Below are 22,243 nucleotides of genomic sequence, written 5' to 3'. Positions count from 1 at the left end.
CGATGCTCACGGTGTCGTCCTCGATCGGAAGTGCGTGCGGGCCGCCCGGTCCGGATCGGACCGGGCGGCCGGGGGTGTTCCTTACTCGATGCCGTTCTTCGAGCAGGCGCTGGCGTACTGCGAGGTGCAGACCTGCTTGACCGTGTACAGGCCGTCCTTGATGACGGTGTCCTGCACGTTGTCGGTCGTCACGGCGACCGGGTCGAGCAGCGTGGCCTGGACGGTCGCGCCGCCCGCGGTCTTCGCCGTGGTGTCGCCCTTCGGGGACTTGCCCTGGGCGAACTGGATCGCCAGGTCGGCCGCCTGGGACGCCTCGGGCTTGAACGCCTTGTAGACGGTCATGTACTGCTCGCCCGACAGGATGCGCTGGATGCCGGCGAGGGACGCGTCCTGGCCGGTGACGGGCGGGAGCTCGGAGACGCCGGCCGACTTCAGGGCCGCGATGACGCCGCCGCCGGTGTCGTCGTTGGCCGCGTAGACACCGGTGATCTTGTCCGCGCCGAGCTTGCTGATCTGTCCGGCTGCCCAGTCCTGTGCCTTGGCGGGGTCCCATCCGGGGGTGTCGTACTCGGCGAGCACCTTGTAGCCGCTGTCGTCGATCGCCTTGTGGGCGCCGGCCTTGAACTGGGTGGCGTTGTTGTCGGTCGGGGAGCCGTTCACCATGATGATGCCGGAGCCCGAGGGGACGTTCTTCGCCTTGAGGGCCTTGACGAGCGCCTCGCCCTGCAGCTCGCCGACCTTCTCGTTGTCGAACGAGATGTAGTAGCTGAGGTCCGGGCTGTCGATGAGTCGGTCGTAGGAGATGACCGGCACCTTCTTGGCCTTGGCCTGCTGCACGATCGAGGCCGCTGCCTCACCGTCGAACGGGTCGAGGACCAGGACCTTGACGCCCTGGGTGAGCATGGACTGTGCCTGCTGCAGCTGCTTGGACGCGTCGCCGTCGGCGTTCGCGTAGACGACGGAACAGCCGCTGCACTGCTTCTTGACCTCGGCGGTGAAGAGCGGGCGGTCGGCGCTGGCGTAGCGGGCGGTGACGGAGTCGGGCAGGAGCAGCCCGATCTTGGCCTTGGAGGCGTCGCCCCCGCCGCCGCCGGAGCCCGTTCCTGCGCCGGCTCCGTTCGAACAGCCCGCCAGGGTGGTGATCGCGAGCAGCAGGGCGCCGACGCCCAGCATGGCTCGTGTGGTGGCTTTCTTCATCGAAATGTCCTCCAACAGGTGGACCGCCCACGTTGGCGGTGACCTGAGTGTGCCAGTGGCGGTTCTTGGCTGCAAGAGTTGAACGCAAGGGTGCGGTGCCGTGACGGAATCGTTATCGAGCGATCGTCAGTGGCGGACGTCCACCGCTTCGATCGCCACGGCCAGCGCACCGGTCACCGCGGCCTTCTCGCCGAGCTGCCCCTGCACCACGTCCGGGGTGCCGTCGGCGTCGACGATGAGCATCGACTCGAGCGCGTGCCGCATCGGGCCGAGGAGCAGTTCCCCGGCGCGCGCGAACTCCCCCGTCACGACGAGCCGCTCCGGGTCGAGCACGTTGCAGAGCCCCACCGCCGCGGTGCCGATCGCCCGACCCGCGTCGGCGATGGCCCGGATGCACACCGGGTCGCCGGACATCGCCCGGAGGATGAGGTCCGCCGTCTTCAGGGTGCCGACCTCGTCGCGGACGCTCTCGAGCACGGCGGGCGCGCCGGCGACGGCCTCCAGGCAACCCCGGTTGCCGCAGCGGCAGATCGGGCCGTGCGGGACGACGGGGGTGTGCCCGAACTCGCCGGCGACACCGTGGTGCCCGCGGAACAACCGGCCGTCCAGGATCAGGCCCGCGCCGATGCCGTTGCCGACGTCGAGGGTGATCACGGAGTCGCGCCCGCGCGCCGCCCCGCTCCGGTGCTCGGCCAACGCGGACAGGTTCGCCGAGTTGTCCACCTGCACGGGCTTGCCGACCCGGCGCTCGAGCGACTCTCCGATCGGCAGGCCGTCCCAGCCGCGGAAGATCCCACCGCGGGCGGTCATGCCCGTCCGCCGGTCGATCGGCGCGGCGACCGCCAGCCCGACGGCCAGCACCTCGTCCATCGAGGACTCCACCGACTCCGCCATGTCCATCACGAGCAGCGCGGTCTTGTCCAGCTCGGCGTCCGCCCGGTGGTCGCGGGCCAGGGGCATGTGCCGCTCCGCCAGGACGGTCCCGTTGAGGTCGGACAGGGCCAGCCGCAGGTGCCGGGGCGAGACGTGCACGCCGGCGACCAGGCCGAGACCGTGCGGCAGCGTCACCCGCAGGGCCCGGCGTCCGCTCGAGGTGCTCGGGGTCGCGTGCAGGGCGCCGGTGGCGACGAGCTCCTTGACGATGTTCGACACGGTCGCGGGGCTCAGGCCGGTCGCACCGGCCAGCTCGACCTGCGTCAGACCACCGTGTCGCTTGACCGCCGCCACGACACGACCCCGGTTGGCTTCACGCAGTGAAGCTTGGCTGCCCGGACTCCGTCGTGGCTCTGACACGGGGACAGCGTAACGGGCACGATCCGCGCGTCGACCGCGTCCCCCGGACGGACGGAGGAGACGACGGACAGACGGACGGGAGGCACGGTGCCAGCTGGCACCGTGCCTCCCGTCCGTGATCGGGTCGCGTCGCGACTAGGGCTTCGTGATGAAGCCCTCCTTCACCATCCAGTCGAAGGCGACGTCCGCCGGCTCGCGGCCCTCGACGTCCACCTGCCGGTTGAGCTCCTGCAGCACCGCGTCGGTCAGCTTCGGCGAGATCTGGTCGTACACGTCCTGCAGCTGCGGGTACTTCTTCAAGGTCGCGCTCGAGAGCACCGGGGCGACGTTGTACGCCGGGAAGAACCCGCGGTCGTCCTCGAGCACCTGCAGCCCGAGCGACTTGATGCGGCCGTCGGTGGTGAACACCTCACCGAAGTTGCACGTGCCGCGGTCGGTCGCCGTGTACACGGTGCCGGTGTCGAGGATGTCGACGTTGCTCTTCGGGATCGCACCGTCACCGGAGCCGCCGAGCGTCAGCCCGTACTTCGCGAGCATCGGCTTGAAGCCGTCGGGACGCGAGTTGAACTCGGACTCCACGCAAAACGTGCGCTGGTCGGCGGGCAGGTCGGCGATCTGCGACAGCTTCGTGATGCCGTCGAGGTCCTTGACGGCTTCCTTCCGCACCGCGAACGCGTACGTGTTGTTCATCGGTGCGGGCTGCAGCCAGGTGAGGCCGTTGCCGGCGTCCTCGTCCTTGACGGCCTGCCACTGCTTCGTCTTGTCCGGGATCCCCTGCTTGTGCCCCATGAAGGTCAGCCAGGCGGTACCGGTGTACTCGTACGTCATGTCGGCGTCGTGCGACGTCATCAGCTGGCGGACGGCCACCGAGCCCGGGACGTTCGTCTCGTCGGTGACGTCGAAGCCCGCGGCCGAGGCAGCCAGCACCGAGATCTTGCCGAGGACCAGCTGCTCGGTGAAGTTCTTCGACGTGACCGTGAGCTTCGCGTCCTTCGGCAGGCCGTCGATGTGCTTGATCGTGCCGGGTGCCGCGGCGGGCACGAACGCGGCAGCGGGCTGCAGACCGCAGCCGGCCAGGAGGCTCGTGGTCGCGCCCGCCAGGACGACGGCGGCGAGCAGACGGCGGGCGCGGCGGCCCGGAGTGCGCGTGCGGGTCATCGGAGTCCCTTCGGTCGGGCGAACGTCTCGACGATGCGGCCGAGCCAGTCGATGGAGAGGGCGAGGAGGGCGATCAGGAGCGCCCCGGAGACGAGCACCTTCGGCAGGAACAGGTTCACGCCGGTGGTGATCAGGAGCCCGAGGCCGCCGGCGCCGATGAACGTCGCGAGGGCGGCGGACCCGACCAGCAGCACGAGCGCGGTGCGGATGCCGGCGAGCATGACCGGGACGGCGAGCGGCAGTTCGACCTTGAGCAGGACGGCGGCCGCGCTCATGCCCATGCCGCGACCGGCCTCGACCAGTCGGGCGTCGACGCTCTCGATGCCGATGATCGTGTTCCGGAGCACCGGCAGGATCGCGTAGAGCACCAGTGCGACGACGGCGGCCCAGAACGTGAAGCCGAGCCAGAACGCCAGCAGCACGATGAGCCCGACGGCGGGTGCGGCCTGGCCGAAGTTCGCGACGGCCAGGATCGCCCCGCTCGCCTTCCGCAGCGGACCGCGGGTGAGGGCGATGCCGAGCGGGATGGCGATCACGAGCACGATGGCCGTCGACACCACCGTGAGCAGGATGTGCTGCCACGCCAGGTCGAGGAGCCCCGACGGGTTGAGCGTCGAGCGCTCCGAGTCGCTCAGGTCGGCGTTCGCCAGCCAGAGGGCGAACGCGCCGAAGACGACGAGGATCGCGACGGGCTGGATGACCAGTCCGCGCCAGCTGGTGCGCGTGCCGGTCGCCGGGGACGCGGTGACGACGTCGCTCACTGGTCGTCCCGGGCGGCGACGGGCGAGCTCGGCAGCGTCTCGAGCGGGTTCGTGTTCGTGCCGACGGGCGTGTAGGCCTGCTCCTCGGCCGCGGCGGCACGGGTGCGGGTGATCGCGTCCATCACCGTCTCGACCGTGATGACACCCTGGAACGCGTCCCGTCGGCCGGTCACCAGGGCGGCGCCGGCGCTCGAGACGAGCATGGTGTCGAGCGCGTCGTTGAGGGTCGATGCCTCGGAGACGACCGGCAGGCCGGCCTCGGTGCCGTCCGGGATCCGGTCGAGCCGCTCGAGCTGGCGGCGCGAGGGCCACCCGATCGGACGCTGGCGCTGGTCGACGACGACGGCGTGCCCGTGGCCGCCGGCCTCGCGCATCCGCTGCAGCACGGCCTGGGCCTGCTCGCCGGGGGAACAGGTGACGGCGTCGGCGAGCCCGACCTCCCGCACGCGGGTCAGGGTCAGCTGCTTGAGCCCGGCACCCGAGCCGATGAAGTTCTCGACGAACTCGTTCGCGGGTTCGGCGAGGATCCGCTCCGGGGAGTCGTACTGCACGATGTGCGCGCCCTCGGAGAACACCACGATCCAGTCGCCGAGCTTCACGGCCTCGTCGAAGTCGTGGGTGACGATGACGATCGTCTTGTGCAGCTCCGCCTGGATGCGGATGAGCTCGTCCTGCAGGCGCTGGCGGGTGATCGGGTCGACCGCGCCGAACGGCTCGTCCATGAGCAGGACGGGCGGGTCTGCGGCCAGGGCACGGGCGACGCCGACACGCTGCTGCTGTCCGCCGGAGAGCTCGCGGGGGTAGCGGTCGCGGTAGGTCTCCGGGTCGAGCGAGACCAGGTCCAGGAGCTCGTCGACACGGGCGGCAATCTTGTCCTTCGACCAGCCGAGCATCTTCGGCACGACCGCGATGTTCGCCGCGACGGTCATGTGCGGGAAGAGCCCGCCGGCCTGGATGACGTAGCCCATCCGACGGCGGAGTTCGTCGCCGTCGATCTTGGTCACGTCGTCGTCGCCGACCACGATGCGGCCCTCGGTGGGCTCGATCAGTCGGTTGATCATCTTCAGCGTGGTGGTCTTGCCGCAGCCGGACGGGCCGACGAGCATGACGATCTTGCCGGCCGGGATCTCGAGCGTGATGCCGTCGACCGCGGGCTTCGTCTGACCGGGGTACCGCTTGGTGACCTGGTCGAGCAGGATGCTCCGGCCGGTGACGTCGGAGTCGGGCGCGGTGGTCGGGGAGTCAGTGCTGGACACGGATACCTCTCGAGGTGGTCAGGCGGCCGAGGCCGAGGAGCAGGAGGTCGAGCACCAGGGCGAGCAGGACGACGCCCACCGTGCCGACGACGACGGAGTTGAGGGAGTTCGCGCCACCGAGGCGGGACAGTCCGGAGAAGATGAAGCTGCCGAGTCCCGGGCCGAGCGCGTACGCGGCGACCGCGGCGACACCCATCACCATCTGGGCGGAGACCCGCACACCGGTGAGGATGATCGGCCACGCCATCGGCAGTTCGACCTGCACGAGGGTGCGGAAGCGGCTCATGCCGATGCCCCGCGCCGACTCGACGACCGCGGGCGGGATCTCGTTGAGCCCGACGACCGCGTTGCGGAGGATCGGCAGCGCGGCGAAGAACGTGACCGTGACGACGGACGGCACGACGCCGAAGCCGAGCGGCACGAGCAGCAGACCGATGACCGCGAACGACGGCAGCGTCAGGCCGATCGTGGAGATCTCGTTCGCCGCGGAGCGCAGCCCGGGCACCCGGTAGACGAGCGCCGCGAGGACCACGGCGATGACGGTCGCGAGCACGACGCACTGGACCACCAGCGAGAAGTGCTGCCAGGACGAGAACCAGATCTGGTCCCATCGCTCGGCGATGTACTGGAACACCGGTTCTGCACTCCCTCAGGTCGGCAGTTCGACCCACGGATCGGGGCACGAACGGCCCCCAAGCTACGCAGATCCTCAGCCCGAGCCGAATCCCAGCCGGGAGAACGGCGGCTCCACGCCCGTTCCTGTGTGAAGAGAACCCCAGGTCAGCGCGACATCACCGCGCTGACCCTGGGAGGTCTGTAACGATCTCAGCCGAGGACGGGAACTCCTGCGCTACGGGATCGCAGTGCGGCGGCCCGGTCCGAGACCCGTTCGGACTCGTGCAACGCCACCCGTTCCGCCGTCAGCAGCAGTCCGGACACCTGCTCTGCGGTCCGTCCGGCGCTGTCGTTCCAGCGGGTCAGGTCACGCACCCGCCCCATCCGGATGTCCGGCGCCGGGCACCACGTGACGGGCGATCCCTCGGCCGACGCGAGGGCGTGCCAGACGAGGTCCAGGGAGCGCTGCACCGGCTGCGAGTGCACCGCGTGCGGCCCACCCGCGGCGTCGACCACGGCCCCGACCAGGCACGCGCCGACGAGGGGTCGGCCGGCCACCTCGATCGCGGCGGCACTCGACGCGGTCCGGGTGCGTCCCCGGTCGTCCAGGTAGGCGAACCAGGCGTGCTGGATCCACCCGCGGTCGACGACCGCCCGGGCCTCGGACAGCACGCGCTGCAGGTCGGCGAGTTCGGCGCGGTCCGTGTCGAGCCGGCGGAGCTGCGCGGCGGTGCGGCGGGCGGCGAGGTGGTCGAGGACCCGGCGCACCCGGCCGCGCGGTGCGGTCCGGGGGGCGGGGGTGGCGTCGGTGGCGACGTCGTGCTGGACGCGGAACTCGAGGGTCATGAGGCCCCTCCCGATCTTCACGTGCACGGATGGTGTGGGGAGACGGTAACCCCGCGTTCCCGCGCGCGGTAGCCCCCGTCACCGCTCCTGCGGGAAGTGGAGGCCCCGTGCGGGCCCGTCGAGCGACAGCGTCCGATCCGCTGCTCGGACGACGTCGCCGTCGTGTGTCGCGACGATGACGGTGGCGCCCTCGCTCCGCAGGACACGGATCGTCTCGATGACGGCCGCCGTGGTGACCGCGTCGAGCGCAGCGGTCGGCTCGTCGAGCAGGACGAGCTCCGGACGACGGACGAGCACCCGGGCGAGCGCGACCCGCTGTCGTTCGCCTCCGCTCAGGGCATGCACCGGGGTCTCCGCGAGGCCGTCGACACCGAGCGACGCGCATGCCTCCGGTGGCGAACAGGGACGGCCGATCGGGCGGTTCGGCATCGCCCGCTCGGCGAGCGCCAGGTTCTCGCGCACCGACCACGACGGGACGAGCCCCGCATCCTGCGACACGAAACCGACCCGGTCCCGCCGGAACCGCCGCAGCCGTCGGTCGGAGAGCGTGCCGAGGTCGACCCCGTCGGCCAGGACCACGCGGGGCTCCGGACGCTCGACGCCGCCGACGAGACGCAGGAACGTCGACTTGCCGACACCGCTCCCGCCGGTGACCACCGTCAGGGTGAACGGCTGGAACACCGCCGCGGGGACGTCGACCAGCACACGCCCGTTCCGGGCGTGACGATGCGCACGGACCTCCACCGTCGGGTCAGATCGCATCCGGGTCCCCTTCGTGTCCGGCGCTCCGGGTCACCGACCGGACGACGGCGATCGACGTCGCCCACGCGATGACCGACGCCGCCACGAGAGCAGGAACCCACGGGGCTCCGAGTGCCAGGGCGGCTCCCACTGCGACAGCGACGGAGGCGACGAGGACGCCCCCTTCGGCGACGAGGGTCCGCGCGTGCGTCCGGAGCAGCCCGATGCCCAGACCGGTCGCTTCGCGCACCCTGGTCCGGTCCGTCCAGCGGAGTGCGCTCGCTCGGATCGACGCGGCCATGACGATCACCGCCAGCACGAGGGCCGCAGCGATCGCTTCCGCCAGGGCCGTCCGGACGAGGGCACTCCGATGGGCAGCCGACACGGCCGGCCAGCGATGCATCGATCCGACGACGTCGGTCAGACCCGCCGATCGCACGACCTGCTCCGGATCGTCGACGTCGAGGAGCAGCTGTCCGTTCGACGCGGCAGCCGTCAGGAAGTCGCCACTCAGCAGCTCGGAGGCCGCGGGGACGACGGCGATGACGGGTGCGTCCGCGAACAGGGGCGCTTCGTCCGTCGCCGCGCCGAAGGTGAAGACCGAGCGCGGGGCGTACTCGACGACCACCGGAGCACGGGGTTCGACGATCGTCGGGTCGATCTCGCGCTGGAAGGCGAACCACTCGCGCCACTGTGCGATGACCGTCGCCCTCGGTGGGCCGTCCTCCGGCACGACGAGGGCCCACTCCCCCGGCCCCACCGAGGTCCGGCTCGGCCACGGGTCGGGGAGTGCGGGCTGCACGCGGTCCAGGTACTCCCGGTTGACGACGAGGGTGTTGCCCACGTCCGGCACGACGCTGTGTGCGACCGGCGCGACGGGATGACTCGCGAGGACCGACCGGCCGTCGTCGACCGCGCGGAAGAGCCGGGCGAACGCCGGCGCTGCGGCTTCGATCTCGTCGGGGTGCAGCGTCCCCGACAAGAGCGGTTGCGTGCAGTGCGAACAGCCGATGCGGGTCTCCCCCGCCAGACGGTACTGGTCGAGCAGGGCAACACGGTCCACCAGCGGACCGGCCGCGAGCGCGACGCTCGTGACCGCCGCGACCCGGAGGACCGACGTGGCGAGCGCTGTCCGACCTCGAGGGCGCCAGGCGCTCCGACCAGCCCGCATCCGCGCTGCCGCGGTGCGTGGCCACCCCGTTGCCATCGCGCCGAGGAACAGGACGGCGTGCGCCCAGTAGACGCACGCAGCGATCGCGAGGACGGCCGGCAGTTGCGAGCCGACCAGGGCGAGCGCGACGGCTGACCCGGCAGCGGTCGCCGTGGACGCGACGACGATCTGGCACCGCAGTGTTCGGGCCGCCTCTGATGATCGCACCCGGCGCACGCCGAGGACTTCGGCGACGCCGAGGCGACGGGCTGCCGATCTCCCGCACAGCCGCCCCAGCATCACCGCCGCGACGATCGAGGCGCCGAGGGCGAGTCCGATCCCCGGTCGGCCGATCGTGAACACGACCGCTGTCCACCAGCCGGCCGGTTCGACGCGGGCATCGACGCCCACGCTGCGGAGCTCGGAGACGAACGCCGAAGCCTGCGCTGACGAAGCGGTCGAGAAGTACACACCACGCGTCGAGGTGTTGCCCTGGCCGAGGGCCACCGGCTGCTCGGCCACACCACCGCGGTACATGCCGTCGTGGAAGACCCGGGCGAACGCGGCCGGGTTCCCGACGACCGCGTGGACGATCCGGCGGCCGGCCTGGTCGGGGTCGGACTGGACCCGGTAGAAGTCGATGCGGTCCTGCTCGGCCCGTTCCCGGAGCAACCGCGGGAGGTCCACGTCCGCCGGGACGTCGAGGACGACGAGCGCCGTGTGCGCGGTGGGGAAGGTCTGCTCCGACCGGTCGAGCGTCGCCAGCAGGGCGAACGCGATGGCGACGGCAGCGGAGAAGACCATCGCCACGAGGACGAACCGGGAGGAGCGATCAGGACGCATGGTGCCGAGGAGCGGTGCGGCGCCGGTCTACTGCACGCCCCAGTAGGCGGTGTTGCCGCTCGCGGTCTTGTCCCGGATGGCGCTGGCGTACGCGCCCTTCGGCTTCCATCCGCTGTACGCACAGCGGTTCTTGCCGTCACAGGCGGTCGCCTTGTGGGTCTTGCCGGCGTGGCTGTAGAAGGACTGGACGAAGCCGTTCGAGATGCCGTACTCCCAGTAGCCGCCGCCGACGCGGACGATGGTGCGGGTGGAGGCAGGCGCGTCGGCGTCCGCGGACCCGCCCTCTGCGGCGAGGGCCGGAGCCGGCAGGCAGAGAGCGGCGACCAGTGACAGGCCGACGACGGTGAGGCGCTTGTTCATGGTGATCCCTTCGAGAGCAGATCCAGCGAACATACCAGTACTGCAGTTCCGGATTCCAGCCCCGATCTCGGGGACGCGGATGCCCGCTCAGCCGTCGAGCACCGCGTCGATCGCCCGCCGCGCGACCGCACGGAAGGACGGCTCGTCGCTGACCGCGAGCGCCGACGCGATCGACACCGCCCAGCCGCGGGCCCGCCCCCACGAGTGCTCGTCGAGGCTCGCGTCCGCGGCGGTGACCCGACGGCGGAAGTCGGCCCGGGCCTCCTGGTCGAGCGTCAGCCAGGCGGTCGCCAGGTCGACGGCGGAGTCCCCCGCCGTCACGTCGCCGAAGTCGACGACCGCCGACAGGTGGTCGCCCTGCGGGCCGGTGTCCACGAGCAGATTGAAGGGGTGCAGGTCGCCGTGCACCCAGACGGGAGGCCCGGCCGCGGTCGGCAGGTCCGCCGCCGTCCGCCAGACGGTCGCCAGCTCCGCCGCACGCGGGACCGGCCCGGAGGCGAGCCGTTCGAGCACCGCCTGGCTCCGGGTGTGCAGCGGGACGGCGCGGACCGGGTTCACCGGGGCGTCGGCCGGCGCCGGGACGTGCAGGGCGGCGACGAACGCGGCGAGCGACCGGGCGACCGGCAGGCCGGCGGCGCGCTGGCCGTCGTCGCGGGACCCGGCGGGGACGCCCGGGAACCAGGGGACGACGCTCCAGGACCACGGGTAGCCGAGCGCCGGTCGGCCGGTGTGGAGCGGGACCGGCAGTGGGACCACGTCGCCGACCAGGGCCGCCAGTTCCGGCAGCCAGCGCTGTTCGTGCTCGATGAGCGTCGCGGCCGCCGCACGCCGAGGGAGTCGAGCGGCCAGGTCGGTCCCGACGCGGACGACGACGTTGTCCCAGCCGTTCGCGACGACGGCGAGCGGCCGATCGGCGAGGTCCGGGTGCTGGTCGGTGAGCAGTGCCCGGACCAGGGGCACGTCGACGTCGACCTCCGCTCGGGGTGTGGGCACCTGGCGATGCTAGCCGGGCAGTCGTCCGGGTTCGTGTCGTACCGTTCCCGGCATGCATGGATGGCGCACGCCCGCGCGATGGGCCCGGACCGGCCGGTGGCTGCTCGTGCCGATCGCCGTGCTCGACTGGTTCTCGCTCGTGCCGCAGCCGGTGTTCGTGGCGGCCTTCGCGCTGGCGGTCGTCGGGCTGGCCGGCATGGGGGCGGCGCTCGTGGTCCGGATGCTCGGTGGACGTCGGGGTGCGATGGCGGCCCTCGGGGTCGTGCTGCTGCTCGGCGGGTTGGCGATGTTCGGGCTCGACCCGTTCCCGGGTTCGGTGCCGTTCCTCGACCCGTGGTGGCCGTCCGTCGTCACGCAGCCGCAGCACGTCGCCAGCGCGTACTGGCAGCTCGCGGCGCTCGGTGTCGTGCTGGCCGGCTTCGGGATGCTCGCGACGCTGCTCGTCGCGGCGTTCGCCGGCAAGCCCGGCACGCAGACGCGCTGAGACTCCGGACCCCCGGGTCTCCGGGACCTCGAGCCCTCAGCGCCGCGTGACGACGACGAGGGTCAGGTCCGTCGTCGGGTCGCCCTCGGGCAGCAGCGCGCGGACGTGCTCGACGGCCGCCGCGCCGTCCGGCTGCGCGGCGACGAGTGCCGCGATCGCCTCGGGACCCTCGACCCCGGGCACGGTCGCCCACGCGTCGGAGGCCAGGACGAGCCGGTCCCCGGCGGCCAGGTCCACCGACAGTGTCGACCGGGCGTTGGGCGTCGACGCGGTGCCGAGCCCGACGGGCAGCTCGGTGGACTGCACCGGACGCACGGTGCCGTCAGCGGCGACGACGACCGCGGTGCCGAGCCCGGCGTCGACCAGGTCGACGTGACCCGTGGTCGGGTCGAGGCGCGCGTGCACCAGCTCGGCCACCGCGTCGGCGACCCGCAGGTCGGGGGCGACCTGGGCCTCCAGTCCGGCGATCGCCTCGGTGATCGGCAGGCGCGTCCGCGCGGCGAGGGCACCGCGGACGTCGGCGGCCAGGAGGGCCGACACACGTCCGGCGACGACCGCGCCGACCGTCACGTGCAGGGCGCCGTCGGGGGCGACCCGCCAGTCGGTGAGCCCGCCACCGCCGTCCGGACGCTGCACGGTGAGCGTCGCGACGTCGTGTCCGGGGACGGCGAGGGGATCCGGCACCAGTGCCTCCCGTACCTTGGCGAGCCGGTCGCGTTCGATCGCGTAGCCGAGCTCGCGTTCGGCCCACCGCGCCAGGTCGCGCAGCAGCGCCAGGTCCGACGCCGAGAACGCCCGCGGCTGCGCGTCCATGATGCAGAGCGTGCCGACACGGGTGCCGTCGAGCATCGACAGCGGTGCCCCGGCGTAGAAGCGGATGCCGTGCTCGGTGACCGCCGGGGTGTGCGCGAAGCGGGGATCGAGGGTGGTGTCGGGGATCACCATCGGCTCCGGGGTGAGCACGGTCGTGGCGCAGAACTCCTCGCTCGCCGGCACGCTCGTCCCCTGGTTCCACCCGTACGTCGACTGCGTGGTGACGAGGTCGTGGTGCACGAGGTTGAGGAAGGTGAGCGGCACCCCGAACGCGTCGTGGGTCATCCGGGTGATCCGGTCGAAGCGCTCCTCGGGGCCGGCACCGAGGACGTCGAGCGCCTCGACCAGGGCCGTGCGGTGGTCGGCGTCCTGCGGTGCGGTCATCCCCCCTGTCTACGCGAAGCGTCGTCCAGGAACCAGTCCCTCGGGTGGGGGTCGGCGGTCAGCTGGCGGCGCGGACCGGTCGGTGCGGCCCACTCGGCGGCGTTCGCCAGGACCCGCTGGATGTCGGGGTGGTGGTAGACGGGGTACTCCTGGTCGCCGGGCGAGAAGTAGAACACCCTGCCGAGCCCACGGCGGTAGGCGACACCGGAGCGGAACACCTCGCCGCCGGCGAACGTGGACAGGAAGACCTCTTCGTCGGGGCGGGGGATGTCGAAGTACTCGCCGTACATCTCCTGGCGGTCGATGACGATCGGGTGCGGGACCCCGGCCGCGATCGGGTGCTCGGGCGCGATCGTCCAGACGAGCTCGCGCTCCCCGTCGTTGCGCCACTTCAGCGAGCAGGTCGTGCCCATCAGCCGCGTGAACGGCTTCGAGTAGTGCCCGGAGTGCAGCACGACCAGGCCCATGCCGGCGTGCACGTGGCGGACGACGCGGTCCACGACCTCGTCGGCGACCTCGTCGTGGGCGATGTGGCCCCACCAGAACAGGACGTCGGTCGCGGCCAGGCGCTCCTCGGTCAGGCCGTGGTCCGGTTCCTGCAGCGTGGCGGTCGTGACGGTGTGGGCGGAGGCGAGTCGTGCCTCCAGGCCGGCGGCGACCACGGTGTGGATGCCGTCGGGGTAGTGCTCGCGGACCGTCTCGTCGCCGCGGGTCTCGTGGACGTTCTCGTTCCAGACGACGATGTTCACCGGACGACCTGCACTTCGTGACCGGCCTGCGCGGAGGCGTAGACGGCGTCGACGACCCGGGTGCGGTGCAGCGCGAACTCGCCGTGGTGGCCGTCGTGGGAGCCGGAGCGGATGGTGGCGAGGAACTCCTCGATCACGCGCTGGTGGTGGCCGGCCGGGACGTGCACGGCGGGGCGGGTGACCGCGGGCACGCCGTCGATGTCGGAGTACAGCTCGACGGTGCCCTCGGTGGCGTAGTTCCGGACGAACAGCCGGGCGCCACCGGTCGAGCCGAGGAGCTCGACCTCGATGTCCTCGTCGTCCTTGGAGTAGGACGCCCACGAGGCCTGCAGCTGCAGGCTCGAGCCGTCCTCGAAGCGGAGCAGGGCGTTCGCGAAGTCCTCGACGTCGAAGGGGCGGCCGGTCGCGTCGGAGACGGGGCCGCCGCCGACGCTGCCACCGCGTCCGGCGGTACCGAGCTCGTTGTACGCGACCGCGCTGACGGCCACGACCCGGGGCTCGCCCATCAGGTACATCGCGATGTCGAGCACGTGCGAGCCGAGGTCGATGAGCGGACCACCACCGGCGGCGTCCTTGTTCGTGAACCACGACGTGATGCCGGGGATGCCGGCGCGTCGACGCCAGCTCGCACGGGCGTGGTAGACGCGCCCGAGGGGACCGTCCTGCCCGTCGACGGGGCGGACGTGGTCGGCCAGGAACTGCACGTCGGCCCGGCGGCGGTGGTTGTAGGCGACCTCGAGCACGCGGTCGTTCGCGACGGCGGCGTCGACCATGGCCTGGGCCTCGGCGCCCGTGGTGGCGAGGGGCTTCTCGCAGAAGACGTGCTTGCCGCTCTCGAGTGCGGCGATGGCGATCGGGGCGTGCAGGGAGTTCGGCACGCCGATCGACACGATGTCCAGGTCGTCCCGGGCAACCAGGTCCTGCCAGTCCGGGAACGTGTGCGGCACGTGGCGGGTGTCCGCGAGCTCGTGGAGCCGTTCGGTCTCCTTGCCGGCGAGTGCCACCACCTCGGTGCCGGGGAGTGCGGTGTAGGCGTCGAGGTGCGTCGTGCCGGCGTACCCGAGCCCGACCACCCCCACGCGCAGCGTCTTCGATGCATCCGTCGTCTGCGACATGTCGACCACGCTACCGAGAAACGGGTCGAATCGATACGAGGAACCAGGGGTGGTGTTTTCTGATCGTTTGACCTACATTCAGATCACATTCGCGCAGGTTCCGACACCAGGGAGTGTCAATCCACACCTGCGCCGAGGACAGGGGCTCGTCCGATGCAGCACCGCACCATCACCACCGCCGCGCTCGCGGCCGTGATCGCACTCGCCGTGCCGACCAACGCCTGGGCGTCGTCGTCACACAGCGGCCACCACCCGGCGCCGACCAGCTCCACCGTGACCTACACGGCGAGCGACGCCGTCATCCCGAACCCCCAGCGCGGGTTCGACCACACCACCGAGACGCACTACCGTGCCGACGGCAGCGGGTACACCCCGCTCGACGCCGCCACGCTCGAGGGCTACCGCGCCGACGGCGTCACCCAGATCGTCCGGGTGTTCTACATGGAGGCGTTCGTCGACCAGCGGCGCCTCAGCCCGGCCTGGCTCGCGCTGGTGCAGCACGACTACGACACCGCCCGGGCCGCCGGCGTCAGCGTGATCACCCGCTTCGCCTACGTCCAGGGCGGCAGCTACCCGTACTCGGCTCCGTACGGTGACGCCGACCTGCCGACCGTGCTCGCGCACATCAAGCAGCTCACACCGGTCCTCCGCCGGAACGCCGACGTGATCCCGACCCTGCAGGAGGGCTTCATCGGCCTGTGGGGCGAGGGGTACTACACCGACCACTTCGCCAGCGACCCGGCCAACCCGGGCGTGCTGACCGAGGCCGACAAGGACGCCCGACGCCAGGTGATCGCAGCCGAGCTGGCAGCCCTGCCGTCCAGCCGCTCGATCCAGGTCCGCACCATGCAGATGAAGCAGGACGCCCTCCGCACCACCTCGGGCACCGCCGGGGCGCTCACGCCGCAGCAGGCGCACGACGGGTCGGCGGCGTCCCGCATCGGCCACCACAACGACTGCTTCCTCGCCTCGCCCGACGACTTCGGCACCTTCCTGAGCGACCCGCTGTCGCTCGACCAGGACTACCTGGCCGCCGACTCGCGGTACGTCCTGGTCGGCGGTGAGACCTGCGCCGTGAACGCGCCGCGGTCCGAGTACCCGTCCGCCGCGGCCGAGATGGCGAAGTACCACTACAGCTACCTGAACCTCGACTACAACAAGGACGTCCTGTCGACCTGGGGGCAGGACGGCATGACCGACGCGGCGAAGAAGCTCGGCTACCGGTTCACGATGACCTCGAGCACCGTGACCTCCGGCAAGCACCCCGCGGTCTCGGTGTCCGTGCGGAACGACGGCTGGGCGGCGCCGTACAACCGCCGTCCCGTCCAGCTCGTGCTGACGAACGGTCACCGGCACGTGACGGTGCCCGTCCGTGCCGACGCGTCCTCGTGGCAGCCCGGCACGACGGCGACGCTCACCGCGTCACTCCGGAAGGTGCCGGCCGGCAAGTGGGAGGTCGCCCTCGCGATGCCCGCCGCCGAGCGGTCGGTCTCCCGTGACCCGGCCTTCGCGATCCAGACCGCGAACGTCGGCACCTGGGACGCCGCGGCCGGGGTCAACGAGCTCGGACAGGTGGTGACCGTCCGGCGCTGAGCGTCGTGACCGTCGTCGGCCGTCGCTGACGGCAGGGCGCCCCGGGCCGGTGGTCCGGAGCGTCGTGCTGTCCGGGTGCTCCCACGGGGCGTCAGCGGTCGTCACCGGTTCGTCGGCGGCTTCGGGGGTCTTCGGGGGTCTTCCACCGGGCGTCCGCCACGATGGAGGCCATGACCCCTCGATCCCTGTTCCGCGGCCTGGCGATCGCCGAACTCGTGACCTGGACCCTGCTGCTTGTCGGCATGCTGCTGAAGTACGGCCTCGGTGCCGGTGACTGGCCCGTCCGGGTCGGCGGTGGCGTGCACGGCTTCGTGTTCCTGGCGTACCTCGTCGTCACGACGGTCGTCGCGGTGAACCAGCGGTGGTCGTTCGGCGCGACGGTGCTCGGCTGGGTGAGTGCGATCGTGCCGTACACGACACTGCCGTTCGAGGTCGGCGTCGCCCGCCGCGGCATGCTCGACGGTGGGTGGCGGCGCGGCCCCGAGGCCGGGGAGCGCCCGGGTCCGCTCGACCGGCTGCTCTTCGTCGTGGTGGCGCACCCGTTCCTGGCCGCGGCGGTCGGGGTGGTCCTGGTGGCGCTCGTCTTCGTGGTGCTGCTGACGATCGGCCCGCCGGTCCCGTCACGCTGACGGGTCGCGACCGGTCTGGTCGCGCAGACAGCACCACAGACGGACGGGAGGCCCGGCACCAGCTGGCACCGGGCCTCCCGTCCGACGTGGGGTCGCGCCTACAGCGTCGCGAGCGCCGCGTTCAGCGTCGCCGACGGACGCATGACCGCACTGGTCTTGGCGTCGTCGGGCCGGTAGTAGCCGCCGATGTCCGCCGGGTGGCCCTGCACCGCGACGAGTTCGTCGACGATCGTGCCCTCCTGCTCGGCGAGGATCGTCGCGAGGCCCTGGAACGCCGCGGCGAGCTCGGTGTCCTCGGTCTGCGCGGCGAGTTCTTCGGCCCAGTACTTCGCCAGGTAGAAGTGGCTGCCACGGTTGTCGATCGAGCCGAGCTTGCGGCCCGGGGACTTGTCCTCGTCGAGGAACGTCCCGGTGGCCCGGTCGAGCGTGTCCGCCAGCACCTTCGCGCGGGTGTTGCCGGTGACGCCGGCCAGGTGCTCGAGGCTGACCGCGAGCGCCAGGAACTCGCCCAGGCTGTCCCAGCGCAGGTAGTTCTGCTGCACGAGCTGCTGCACGTGCTTCGGCGCGGAGCCGCCGGCACCGGTCTCGAACAGGCCGCCGCCGCCGAGGAGCGGGACGACGGAGAGCATCTTCGCCGAGGTGCCGAGCTCCATGATCGGGAACAGGTCGGTCAGGTAGTCGCGGAGGACGTTGCCGGTGACGGAGATGGTGTCCTCGCCACGGCGGATGCGGTCGAGCGAGAAGCGCATGGCGTCTTCCGGCGACAGGATCTCGATGTGCAGCCCGTCGGTGTCGTGCTCCTGCAGGTAGGTGCGGACCAGGCCGATCAGGACGGCGTCGTGGGCACGGGTCTCGTCGAGCCAGAAGACGGCCGGGGTGCCGGAGTTGCGGGCGCGGGTGACGGCGAGCTTCACCCAGTCGCGGATCGCGATGTCCTTCGTCTGGCAGGCGCGCCAGATGTCACCCTGCTCGACGTCGTGCTGCAGGACGGTCTCGCCGGCGGCGTTCGTGACACGGACGACGCCGTCGCCCGGCAGCTCGAAGGTCTTGTCGTGCGAGCCGTACTCCTCGGCCTTGAGCGCCATGAGTCCGACGTTCGGCACCGAGCCCATGGTCGCCGGGTCGAAGGCGCCGTGGGCACGGCAGTCCTCGATGACGGCCTGGTAGATGCCGGCGTAGCTGGAGTCCGGGATGACCGCGACGGTGTCGTGCTCGTCGCCGTCCGGGCCCCACATGTGGCCGGAGGTGCGGATCATCGCGGGCATCGACGCGTCGACGATGACGTCGCTCGGGACGTGCAGGTTCGTGATGCCCTTGTCGGAGTCGACCATGGCGAGGTCCGGGCCGGCGTCGATGCCGTCCTGGAACGCCTGCTTGATCTCGGCACCGTTCGGCAGCGCGTCGAGGCCGGCGTAGATCGAGCCGAGGCCGTCGTTCGGAGTGAGCCCGGCGGCGGCGAGGTCGGCTCCGTAGCGCGCGAACACGTCGGGGAAGAACGCTCGGATGACGTGCCCGAAGATGATCGGGTCGGAGACCTTCATCATCGTGGCCTTGAGGTGGACCGAGAACAGCAGGTCCTCGTCGGCCGCACGCTGGATCTGCGCACGGAGGAACTGCTCGAGCGCGGCGACGTGCAGCACGGTGCCGTCCACGACCTCGCCGGCGACGACGGGGATCGACTGCTTGAGCACCTGCTCGCTGCCGTCCTGCCCGACGAAGGTGATCGTCAGGGTGTCGTCGGCGGGTGCGACCCAGGTCTTCTCGTTGGAGCGGAAGTCGTCGACGCCCATGGTGACGACGTTCGTCTTCGAGTCGCTGCTCCACTTGCCCATGCGGTGCGGGTGCTTACGGGCGTAGTTCTTCACCGACAGCGGTGCGCGACGGTCCGAGTTACCCTCGCGCAGGACCGGGTTGACGGCGCTGCCCTTGACCTTGTCGTAGCGGGCTCGAGCGTCGCGCTCGTCGTCGGTCGTCGGCTCGTCGGGGTAGTCCGGCAGGTCGTAGCCCTGCGACTGCAGCTCGGCGATGGCGACCTTGAGCTGCGGGATCGAGGCCGAGATGTTCGGCAGCTTGATGATGTTCGCCTCGGGCGTCCCGGCGAGGTCGCCGAGTTCGGCCAGCGCGTCGTCCAGGCGCTGCTCAGCACTGAGCCGCTCCGGGAACAGGGCGATGATCCGGCCCGAGAGCGAGATGTCGCGGGTCTCGACGTCGACCCCCGCGGTCTTCGCGAAGGACGCGATGACGGGCAGGAAGGAGTGGGTGGCGAGGAACGGGGCCTCGTCGGTGAGCGTGTAGATGATCTTGGCCATGCTGGCGGGTACTCCCTTGTTCGCGCGGTCCGTGCCCCCCACGCTACTCGCGGCGTGAGATGTCTCGACATCAAGATACCGGTCCTGTGGACGAGCACCAGTGCCGACCGGACCTGTGCAGGAACGGCCCAGCCGCGCCGACGGTGCCGGGCTCAGACCGCCAGGCGGAACACCCGGAGCCCGGCAGCCCGCAGGCCCGCCGTCCCGAGTCGTGTGCGGAGGTTCCGGAAGGGCCGCCGGAACCCCGACCAGGCCGTCGCCGCACCGAGCTGGTGCAGGACCTCGGCGGTCAGGGCGCGTTCGAGCTTCGGGGCGAGCCGTGTGGCCCGCGAGACCGTGATGACGATCCGCACGGCACCCGGTCGGAGCAGGGGTTCGATGAGTTCCGCCGCCTCCTGCGCCCGGTGGAACGCGGGGTCCTCGCCCGGACGGCGGATCGCGATGACGGCGAGCTCGGCGTCCGCGGCCTCGTGCAGCTCCGGCGCGTCGTCGACACCGACCACACGCATGCGCGTCGCGTCCACACCGGCACGGACGGCGGCCGCCCGCAGGATCGGGAGCAGGTCCTGGGTACCGGCCAGCACGACCTCCGCCGACCGCAGGTCGATGGGTTCGTGCCGCTCCCGCGGCGATCGGGCCATGAGGGGTCCTCTCCGTCGCTTGCCTCGACACTACTGATCCCCAGCCGGGAGGCCCGGATCCCGTCGATCTGCGCACCCTCGACCGCGGGTGGTCGCGGAACCCGGGGCTGTACAACCGGACAGGTTCGTGCAGAATGGGCTCCGGCCATGACTCCCCCAGATGCAGACCTCCCCAGCAGCACGCCCGTCGTGCACCTGACGCGTCGCGCTGCCCTGGCGGCGGAGCGGGCCGAGCAGGCCGCCGCGACGAAGCGACGTGCACGGGCGCCGCGACCGGCACCCGCCCCGATCGTCACGGCCGAGGCCGGCGCACCGCCGGCGACAGTCGCACGGGCGGTCGCAGCACCAGTCGTCGCAGCACCGGCCGTCGCCCACCCCGACACCCGCATCCGCCGGGTCCCGCGCCGCGCGGTCGCGATCGCCAGCACGACGACCGGCGGCACGACGACCGGCGGCACGACGACCGGCGGCACCGCGACCCCCGCCGCGCGCCGCCGCGTCCGCGGAGCCCGGGCCAGCCGCCTCACCCTGACGAGCGCCGCCGCCGCACTCGCGATGTTCGGCGCCGCCGCGATGCCCGCGCACGCCAGCACCGGCGCCTCCGCGGCGGTCGCGACCCTGGCGCCCGCCGTGAGCACCCAGGACTTCGCCGTCACCCAGGTGGCACTGCCGAGCACCTCGCGCGACGGCTTCACGGTCGGCGGCGGTGTCGCGTCGACCGGCACCGGTGCCGTCTCCGCCGGCGAGACCGTGACCTACGGCGGCGACGTCCGCTCACCCTTCCCGGGCCCGGTCCGGATGAGCTCCGGCTTCGGGTACCGCACCGCGCCGTGCGGTGCGTGCTCGTCCCTGCACCAGGGGCTCGACTTCAACCCGGGCATGGGCGCTCCGATCGGCGCGGTCGCCGCGGGCACCGTCCGGGTCGCGGGCACGTACTTCTCGTACGGCGAGACCGTGATCATCGACCACCAGGTGGACGGCCGGAAGGTCTCGACCCTGTACGGCCACATGATCCCCGGGTCGTCGCCGCTCAAGGTCGGCGACCGCGTCGAGCCCGGTCAGTTCATCGGCAGCGTCGGGTCCTCCGGGGTCTCGACTGGGGCGCACCTGCATCTCGAGGTCCTCATGGACGGCACCCTGCCGATCGACCCGGCCGCCTGGCTCGCCGCGCACACCGGCCGCGCGCTCTAGCCGCAGCGCATCCGCGAGCGCCGTGCCGGCGCGCATCCGGCGGGGCCGCGTCGGCGCGCGTCCAGCAGCGCCGTGCCGGCGCGACCACACGTCGGACGGGAGGCGCGCCACCGGACCGGTGCCGGGCCTCCCGTCCGACGGTCCGCAGCCGGGCACACCACTCGGCGCACCACCGGGCACATCGCCGGGCACGTAGCCTGGTGGCATGGGTATCGACGTCCGCAACGAGATCCGCGACTTCCTGTCCAGCCGCCGAGCCCGGCTCACCCCGGAGCAGGCCGGCATGCCGTCGTTCGGCGGCGGTACCCGGCGCGTCCCCGGACTCCGTCGGCACGAGGTCGCGATGCTCGCCGGCGTCAGCGTCGACTACTACACGCGACTCGAACGCGGCACCCTCAAGGGCGTCTCGGAGGGCGTCCTCGACGGCCTGGCCAACGCCCTGCAGCTGGACGAGGCGGAGCGCGCGCACCTGGCGGACCTCGCACACCTGGCGAACGCAGGGGTGAAGACCACCCACCGTCCGGTGCCGACGTCGGTGCGGCCCGCGGTACAGCGCCTGCTCGACGCGATCACCGGCGCCCCGGCGTGGGTGCGCAACGAACGGCTCGACATCGTCGCCGCGAACACCCTCGGCCACGCGCTCTACGCCCCGGTGTTCGCCGGTGCCGGACGCCCGGTGAACACGGCACGGTTCGCGTTCCTCGACCCCGCCGCCCGCGACTTCTTCCCCCGCTGGGAGCAGACCGCCCGCGACGCCGTGGCCGTCCTCCGCACCACGGCGGCCTCGAACCCGTGCGAGCCCGGCCTGATGACCCTGGTGAGCGAGCTCTCGGCGAAGAGCGAGGAGTTCCGCACCTGGTGGGCCGAGCACGACGTGCACGTGCACCGTTCGGGCCGCAAGCACCTGCACCACCCGATCGTCGGGGAGCTCGAGCTGACGTTCGAGGCGCTCGACCTGGTCGCCGACCCCGGGCTGACGGTGTTCACCTACGGCGCCGACGCCGGGTCGGAGTCCGAGCGGTCCCTGTCGCTCCTCGGTACGTGGGCCGCCACCGAGCTGGCCGAACAACGGGCCGCCGTGCGGTCGCCGGAGTCGGTCGACCAGGTCGACTGAGACCGGCA

At 71.9% G+C, this 22,243-nt stretch carries 21 protein-coding genes; 5 read left to right on the top strand and 16 right to left on the bottom strand.

From position 1 onward, the window contains the following. Positions 1-81: 81 nt before the first annotated feature. The 11 genes from JOD51_RS00800 to JOD51_RS00750 all read right to left on the bottom strand — a co-directional run bounded on the left by JOD51_RS00800 (position 82) and on the right by JOD51_RS00750 (position 11,213). Positions 82-1,197, bottom strand: a complete 1,116-nt coding sequence (locus JOD51_RS00800; RefSeq protein ID WP_204606627.1) for a sugar ABC transporter substrate-binding protein — start codon at positions 1,195-1,197, stop codon at positions 82-84. 126 nt (positions 1,198-1,323) lie between these two features. Beyond that, on the bottom strand, positions 1,324-2,424 hold the full coding sequence (locus JOD51_RS00795) for an ROK family transcriptional regulator (RefSeq protein ID WP_259558145.1): 1,101 nt from the start codon (positions 2,422-2,424) through the stop codon (positions 1,324-1,326). A 201-nt stretch (positions 2,425-2,625) separates the two neighbouring features. After that, entirely contained in the window at positions 2,626-3,648 is a 1,023-nt protein-coding gene (locus JOD51_RS00790; RefSeq protein WP_204606625.1) for a glycine betaine ABC transporter substrate-binding protein, read from the bottom strand. Beyond that, entirely contained in the window at positions 3,645-4,409 is a 765-nt protein-coding gene (locus JOD51_RS00785) for an ABC transporter permease (RefSeq protein WP_204606624.1), read from the bottom strand. Before JOD51_RS00785 ends, JOD51_RS00790 begins: the two co-directional genes overlap by 4 nt. Beyond that, positions 4,406-5,665 carry an ABC transporter ATP-binding protein gene (locus JOD51_RS00780; RefSeq protein WP_259558146.1) on the bottom strand — a complete coding sequence of 420 codons (1,260 nt, stop codon included), beginning with the start codon at positions 5,663-5,665 and terminating at the stop codon, positions 4,406-4,408. Before JOD51_RS00780 ends, JOD51_RS00785 begins: the two co-directional genes overlap by 4 nt. Beyond that, positions 5,652-6,299 (bottom strand): ABC transporter permease, encoded by a 648-nt coding sequence (locus tag JOD51_RS00775; RefSeq protein ID WP_111074059.1) that lies wholly within the window; start codon positions 6,297-6,299, stop codon positions 5,652-5,654. Before JOD51_RS00775 ends, JOD51_RS00780 begins: the two co-directional genes overlap by 14 nt. 191 nt (positions 6,300-6,490) lie before the next feature. Then, positions 6,491-7,147: a DUF6197 family protein gene (locus tag JOD51_RS00770; protein WP_204606623.1), complete on the bottom strand. Its 657-nt coding sequence runs from the start codon at positions 7,145-7,147 to the stop codon at positions 6,491-6,493. Between the two features lie 57 nt (positions 7,148-7,204). Further along, the gene (locus JOD51_RS00765) at positions 7,205-7,888 is read right to left on the bottom strand and encodes an ATP-binding cassette domain-containing protein (protein ID WP_204606622.1); all 684 of its coding nucleotides are present in this window, start codon (positions 7,886-7,888) and stop codon (positions 7,205-7,207) included. Then, the gene (locus JOD51_RS00760; protein WP_204606621.1) at positions 7,878-9,860 is read right to left on the bottom strand and encodes a bacteriocin-associated integral membrane family protein; all 1,983 of its coding nucleotides are present in this window, start codon (positions 9,858-9,860) and stop codon (positions 7,878-7,880) included. The genes JOD51_RS00765 and JOD51_RS00760 overlap by 11 nt, the downstream gene beginning before the upstream one ends. A 27-nt stretch (positions 9,861-9,887) precedes the next feature. Further along, entirely contained in the window at positions 9,888-10,220 is a 333-nt protein-coding gene (locus JOD51_RS00755; protein ID WP_204606620.1) for a lactococcin 972 family bacteriocin, read from the bottom strand. An 87-nt stretch (positions 10,221-10,307) separates the two neighbouring features. Continuing rightward, positions 10,308-11,213, bottom strand: coding sequence for an aminoglycoside phosphotransferase family protein (locus tag JOD51_RS00750; protein WP_204606619.1), 906 nt, complete (start codon positions 11,211-11,213; stop codon positions 10,308-10,310). 52 nt (positions 11,214-11,265) lie between these two features. On the opposite strand from JOD51_RS00750, the gene JOD51_RS00745 reads away from it, so the two are divergent. Continuing rightward, positions 11,266-11,697 carry a hypothetical protein gene (locus JOD51_RS00745; RefSeq protein WP_204606618.1) on the top strand — a complete coding sequence of 144 codons (432 nt, stop codon included), beginning with the start codon at positions 11,266-11,268 and terminating at the stop codon, positions 11,695-11,697. 36 nt (positions 11,698-11,733) lie between these two features. Here the strand turns inward: JOD51_RS00745 and JOD51_RS00740 are convergent, their stop codons facing one another. The 3 genes from JOD51_RS00740 to JOD51_RS00730 are packed head-to-tail and all read right to left on the bottom strand — an operon-like array spanning position 11,734 to position 14,758. After that, positions 11,734-12,894: a PP2C family protein-serine/threonine phosphatase gene (locus JOD51_RS00740; protein ID WP_204606617.1), complete on the bottom strand. Its 1,161-nt coding sequence runs from the start codon at positions 12,892-12,894 to the stop codon at positions 11,734-11,736. Continuing rightward, positions 12,891-13,643: a ThuA domain-containing protein gene (locus tag JOD51_RS00735; RefSeq protein ID WP_204606616.1), complete on the bottom strand. Its 753-nt coding sequence runs from the start codon at positions 13,641-13,643 to the stop codon at positions 12,891-12,893. Before JOD51_RS00735 ends, JOD51_RS00740 begins: the two co-directional genes overlap by 4 nt. Then, positions 13,640-14,758 (bottom strand): Gfo/Idh/MocA family protein, encoded by a 1,119-nt coding sequence (locus JOD51_RS00730; RefSeq protein WP_204606615.1) that lies wholly within the window; start codon positions 14,756-14,758, stop codon positions 13,640-13,642. Before JOD51_RS00730 ends, JOD51_RS00735 begins: the two co-directional genes overlap by 4 nt. A gap of 153 nt (positions 14,759-14,911) precedes the next feature. Between JOD51_RS00730 and JOD51_RS00725 the strand changes: the two genes are divergently transcribed. Both JOD51_RS00725 and JOD51_RS00720 read left to right on the top strand, forming a co-directional pair. Continuing rightward, on the top strand, positions 14,912-16,351 hold the full coding sequence (locus JOD51_RS00725) for a DUF4832 domain-containing protein (protein ID WP_204606614.1): 1,440 nt from the start codon (positions 14,912-14,914) through the stop codon (positions 16,349-16,351). Between the two features lie 170 nt (positions 16,352-16,521). Beyond that, on the top strand, positions 16,522-16,980 hold the full coding sequence (locus tag JOD51_RS00720) for a DUF3817 domain-containing protein (RefSeq protein WP_204606613.1): 459 nt from the start codon (positions 16,522-16,524) through the stop codon (positions 16,978-16,980). A 98-nt stretch (positions 16,981-17,078) separates the two neighbouring features. On the opposite strand, the gene JOD51_RS00715 is transcribed toward JOD51_RS00720, so the two are convergent. Together JOD51_RS00715 and JOD51_RS00710 are read right to left on the bottom strand one after the other, a co-directional pair. Next, positions 17,079-19,289, bottom strand: coding sequence for an NADP-dependent isocitrate dehydrogenase (locus JOD51_RS00715; protein WP_204606612.1), 2,211 nt, complete (start codon positions 19,287-19,289; stop codon positions 17,079-17,081). Between the two features lie 152 nt (positions 19,290-19,441). Further along, positions 19,442-19,930, bottom strand: coding sequence for a hypothetical protein (locus JOD51_RS00710; RefSeq protein ID WP_204606611.1), 489 nt, complete (start codon positions 19,928-19,930; stop codon positions 19,442-19,444). 147 nt (positions 19,931-20,077) lie between these two features. Between JOD51_RS00710 and JOD51_RS00705 the strand changes: the two genes are divergently transcribed. Both JOD51_RS00705 and JOD51_RS00700 read left to right on the top strand, forming a co-directional pair. Then, entirely contained in the window at positions 20,078-21,121 is a 1,044-nt protein-coding gene (locus tag JOD51_RS00705; protein ID WP_204606610.1) for a M23 family metallopeptidase, read from the top strand. A 205-nt stretch (positions 21,122-21,326) separates the two neighbouring features. After that, entirely contained in the window at positions 21,327-22,235 is a 909-nt protein-coding gene (locus tag JOD51_RS00700; RefSeq protein WP_204606609.1) for a helix-turn-helix transcriptional regulator, read from the top strand. The last annotated feature ends 8 nt before the right edge of the window (positions 22,236-22,243 follow it).

Source organism: Curtobacterium herbarum (assembly GCF_016907335.1).
Classification (GTDB): Bacteria; Actinomycetota; Actinomycetes; order Actinomycetales; family Microbacteriaceae; genus Curtobacterium; species Curtobacterium herbarum.
This window is presented reverse-complemented; position numbering and strand designations above follow the sequence as displayed.

Bases quoted from the DNA above. Each gene is read 5' to 3' on its own strand.
- JOD51_RS00800 (WP_204606627.1), bottom strand. From the start codon at position 1,197: ATGAAGAAAGCCACCACACGAGCCATGCTGGGCGTCGGCGCCCTGCTG.
- JOD51_RS00790 (WP_204606625.1), bottom strand. From the start codon at position 3,648: ATGACCCGCACGCGCACTCCGGGCCGCCGCGCCCGCCGTCTGCTCGCC.
- JOD51_RS00765 (WP_204606622.1), bottom strand. From the start codon at position 7,888: ATGCGATCTGACCCGACGGTGGAGGTCCGTGCGCATCGTCACGCCCGG.
- JOD51_RS00760 (WP_204606621.1), bottom strand. From the start codon at position 9,860: ATGCGTCCTGATCGCTCCTCCCGGTTCGTCCTCGTGGCGATGGTCTTC.
- JOD51_RS00755 (WP_204606620.1), bottom strand. From the start codon at position 10,220: ATGAACAAGCGCCTCACCGTCGTCGGCCTGTCACTGGTCGCCGCTCTC.
- JOD51_RS00745 (WP_204606618.1), top strand. From the start codon at position 11,266: ATGCATGGATGGCGCACGCCCGCGCGATGGGCCCGGACCGGCCGGTGG.
- JOD51_RS00740 (WP_204606617.1), bottom strand. From the start codon at position 12,894: ATGACCGCACCGCAGGACGCCGACCACCGCACGGCCCTGGTCGAGGCG.
- JOD51_RS00730 (WP_204606615.1), bottom strand. From the start codon at position 14,758: ATGTCGCAGACGACGGATGCATCGAAGACGCTGCGCGTGGGGGTGGTC.
- JOD51_RS00725 (WP_204606614.1), top strand. From the start codon at position 14,912: ATGCAGCACCGCACCATCACCACCGCCGCGCTCGCGGCCGTGATCGCA.
- JOD51_RS00720 (WP_204606613.1), top strand. From the start codon at position 16,522: ATGACCCCTCGATCCCTGTTCCGCGGCCTGGCGATCGCCGAACTCGTG.
- JOD51_RS00715 (WP_204606612.1), bottom strand. From the start codon at position 19,289: ATGGCCAAGATCATCTACACGCTCACCGACGAGGCCCCGTTCCTCGCC.
- JOD51_RS00710 (WP_204606611.1), bottom strand. From the start codon at position 19,930: ATGGCCCGATCGCCGCGGGAGCGGCACGAACCCATCGACCTGCGGTCG.
- JOD51_RS00705 (WP_204606610.1), top strand. From the start codon at position 20,078: ATGACTCCCCCAGATGCAGACCTCCCCAGCAGCACGCCCGTCGTGCAC.
- JOD51_RS00700 (WP_204606609.1), top strand. From the start codon at position 21,327: ATGGGTATCGACGTCCGCAACGAGATCCGCGACTTCCTGTCCAGCCGC.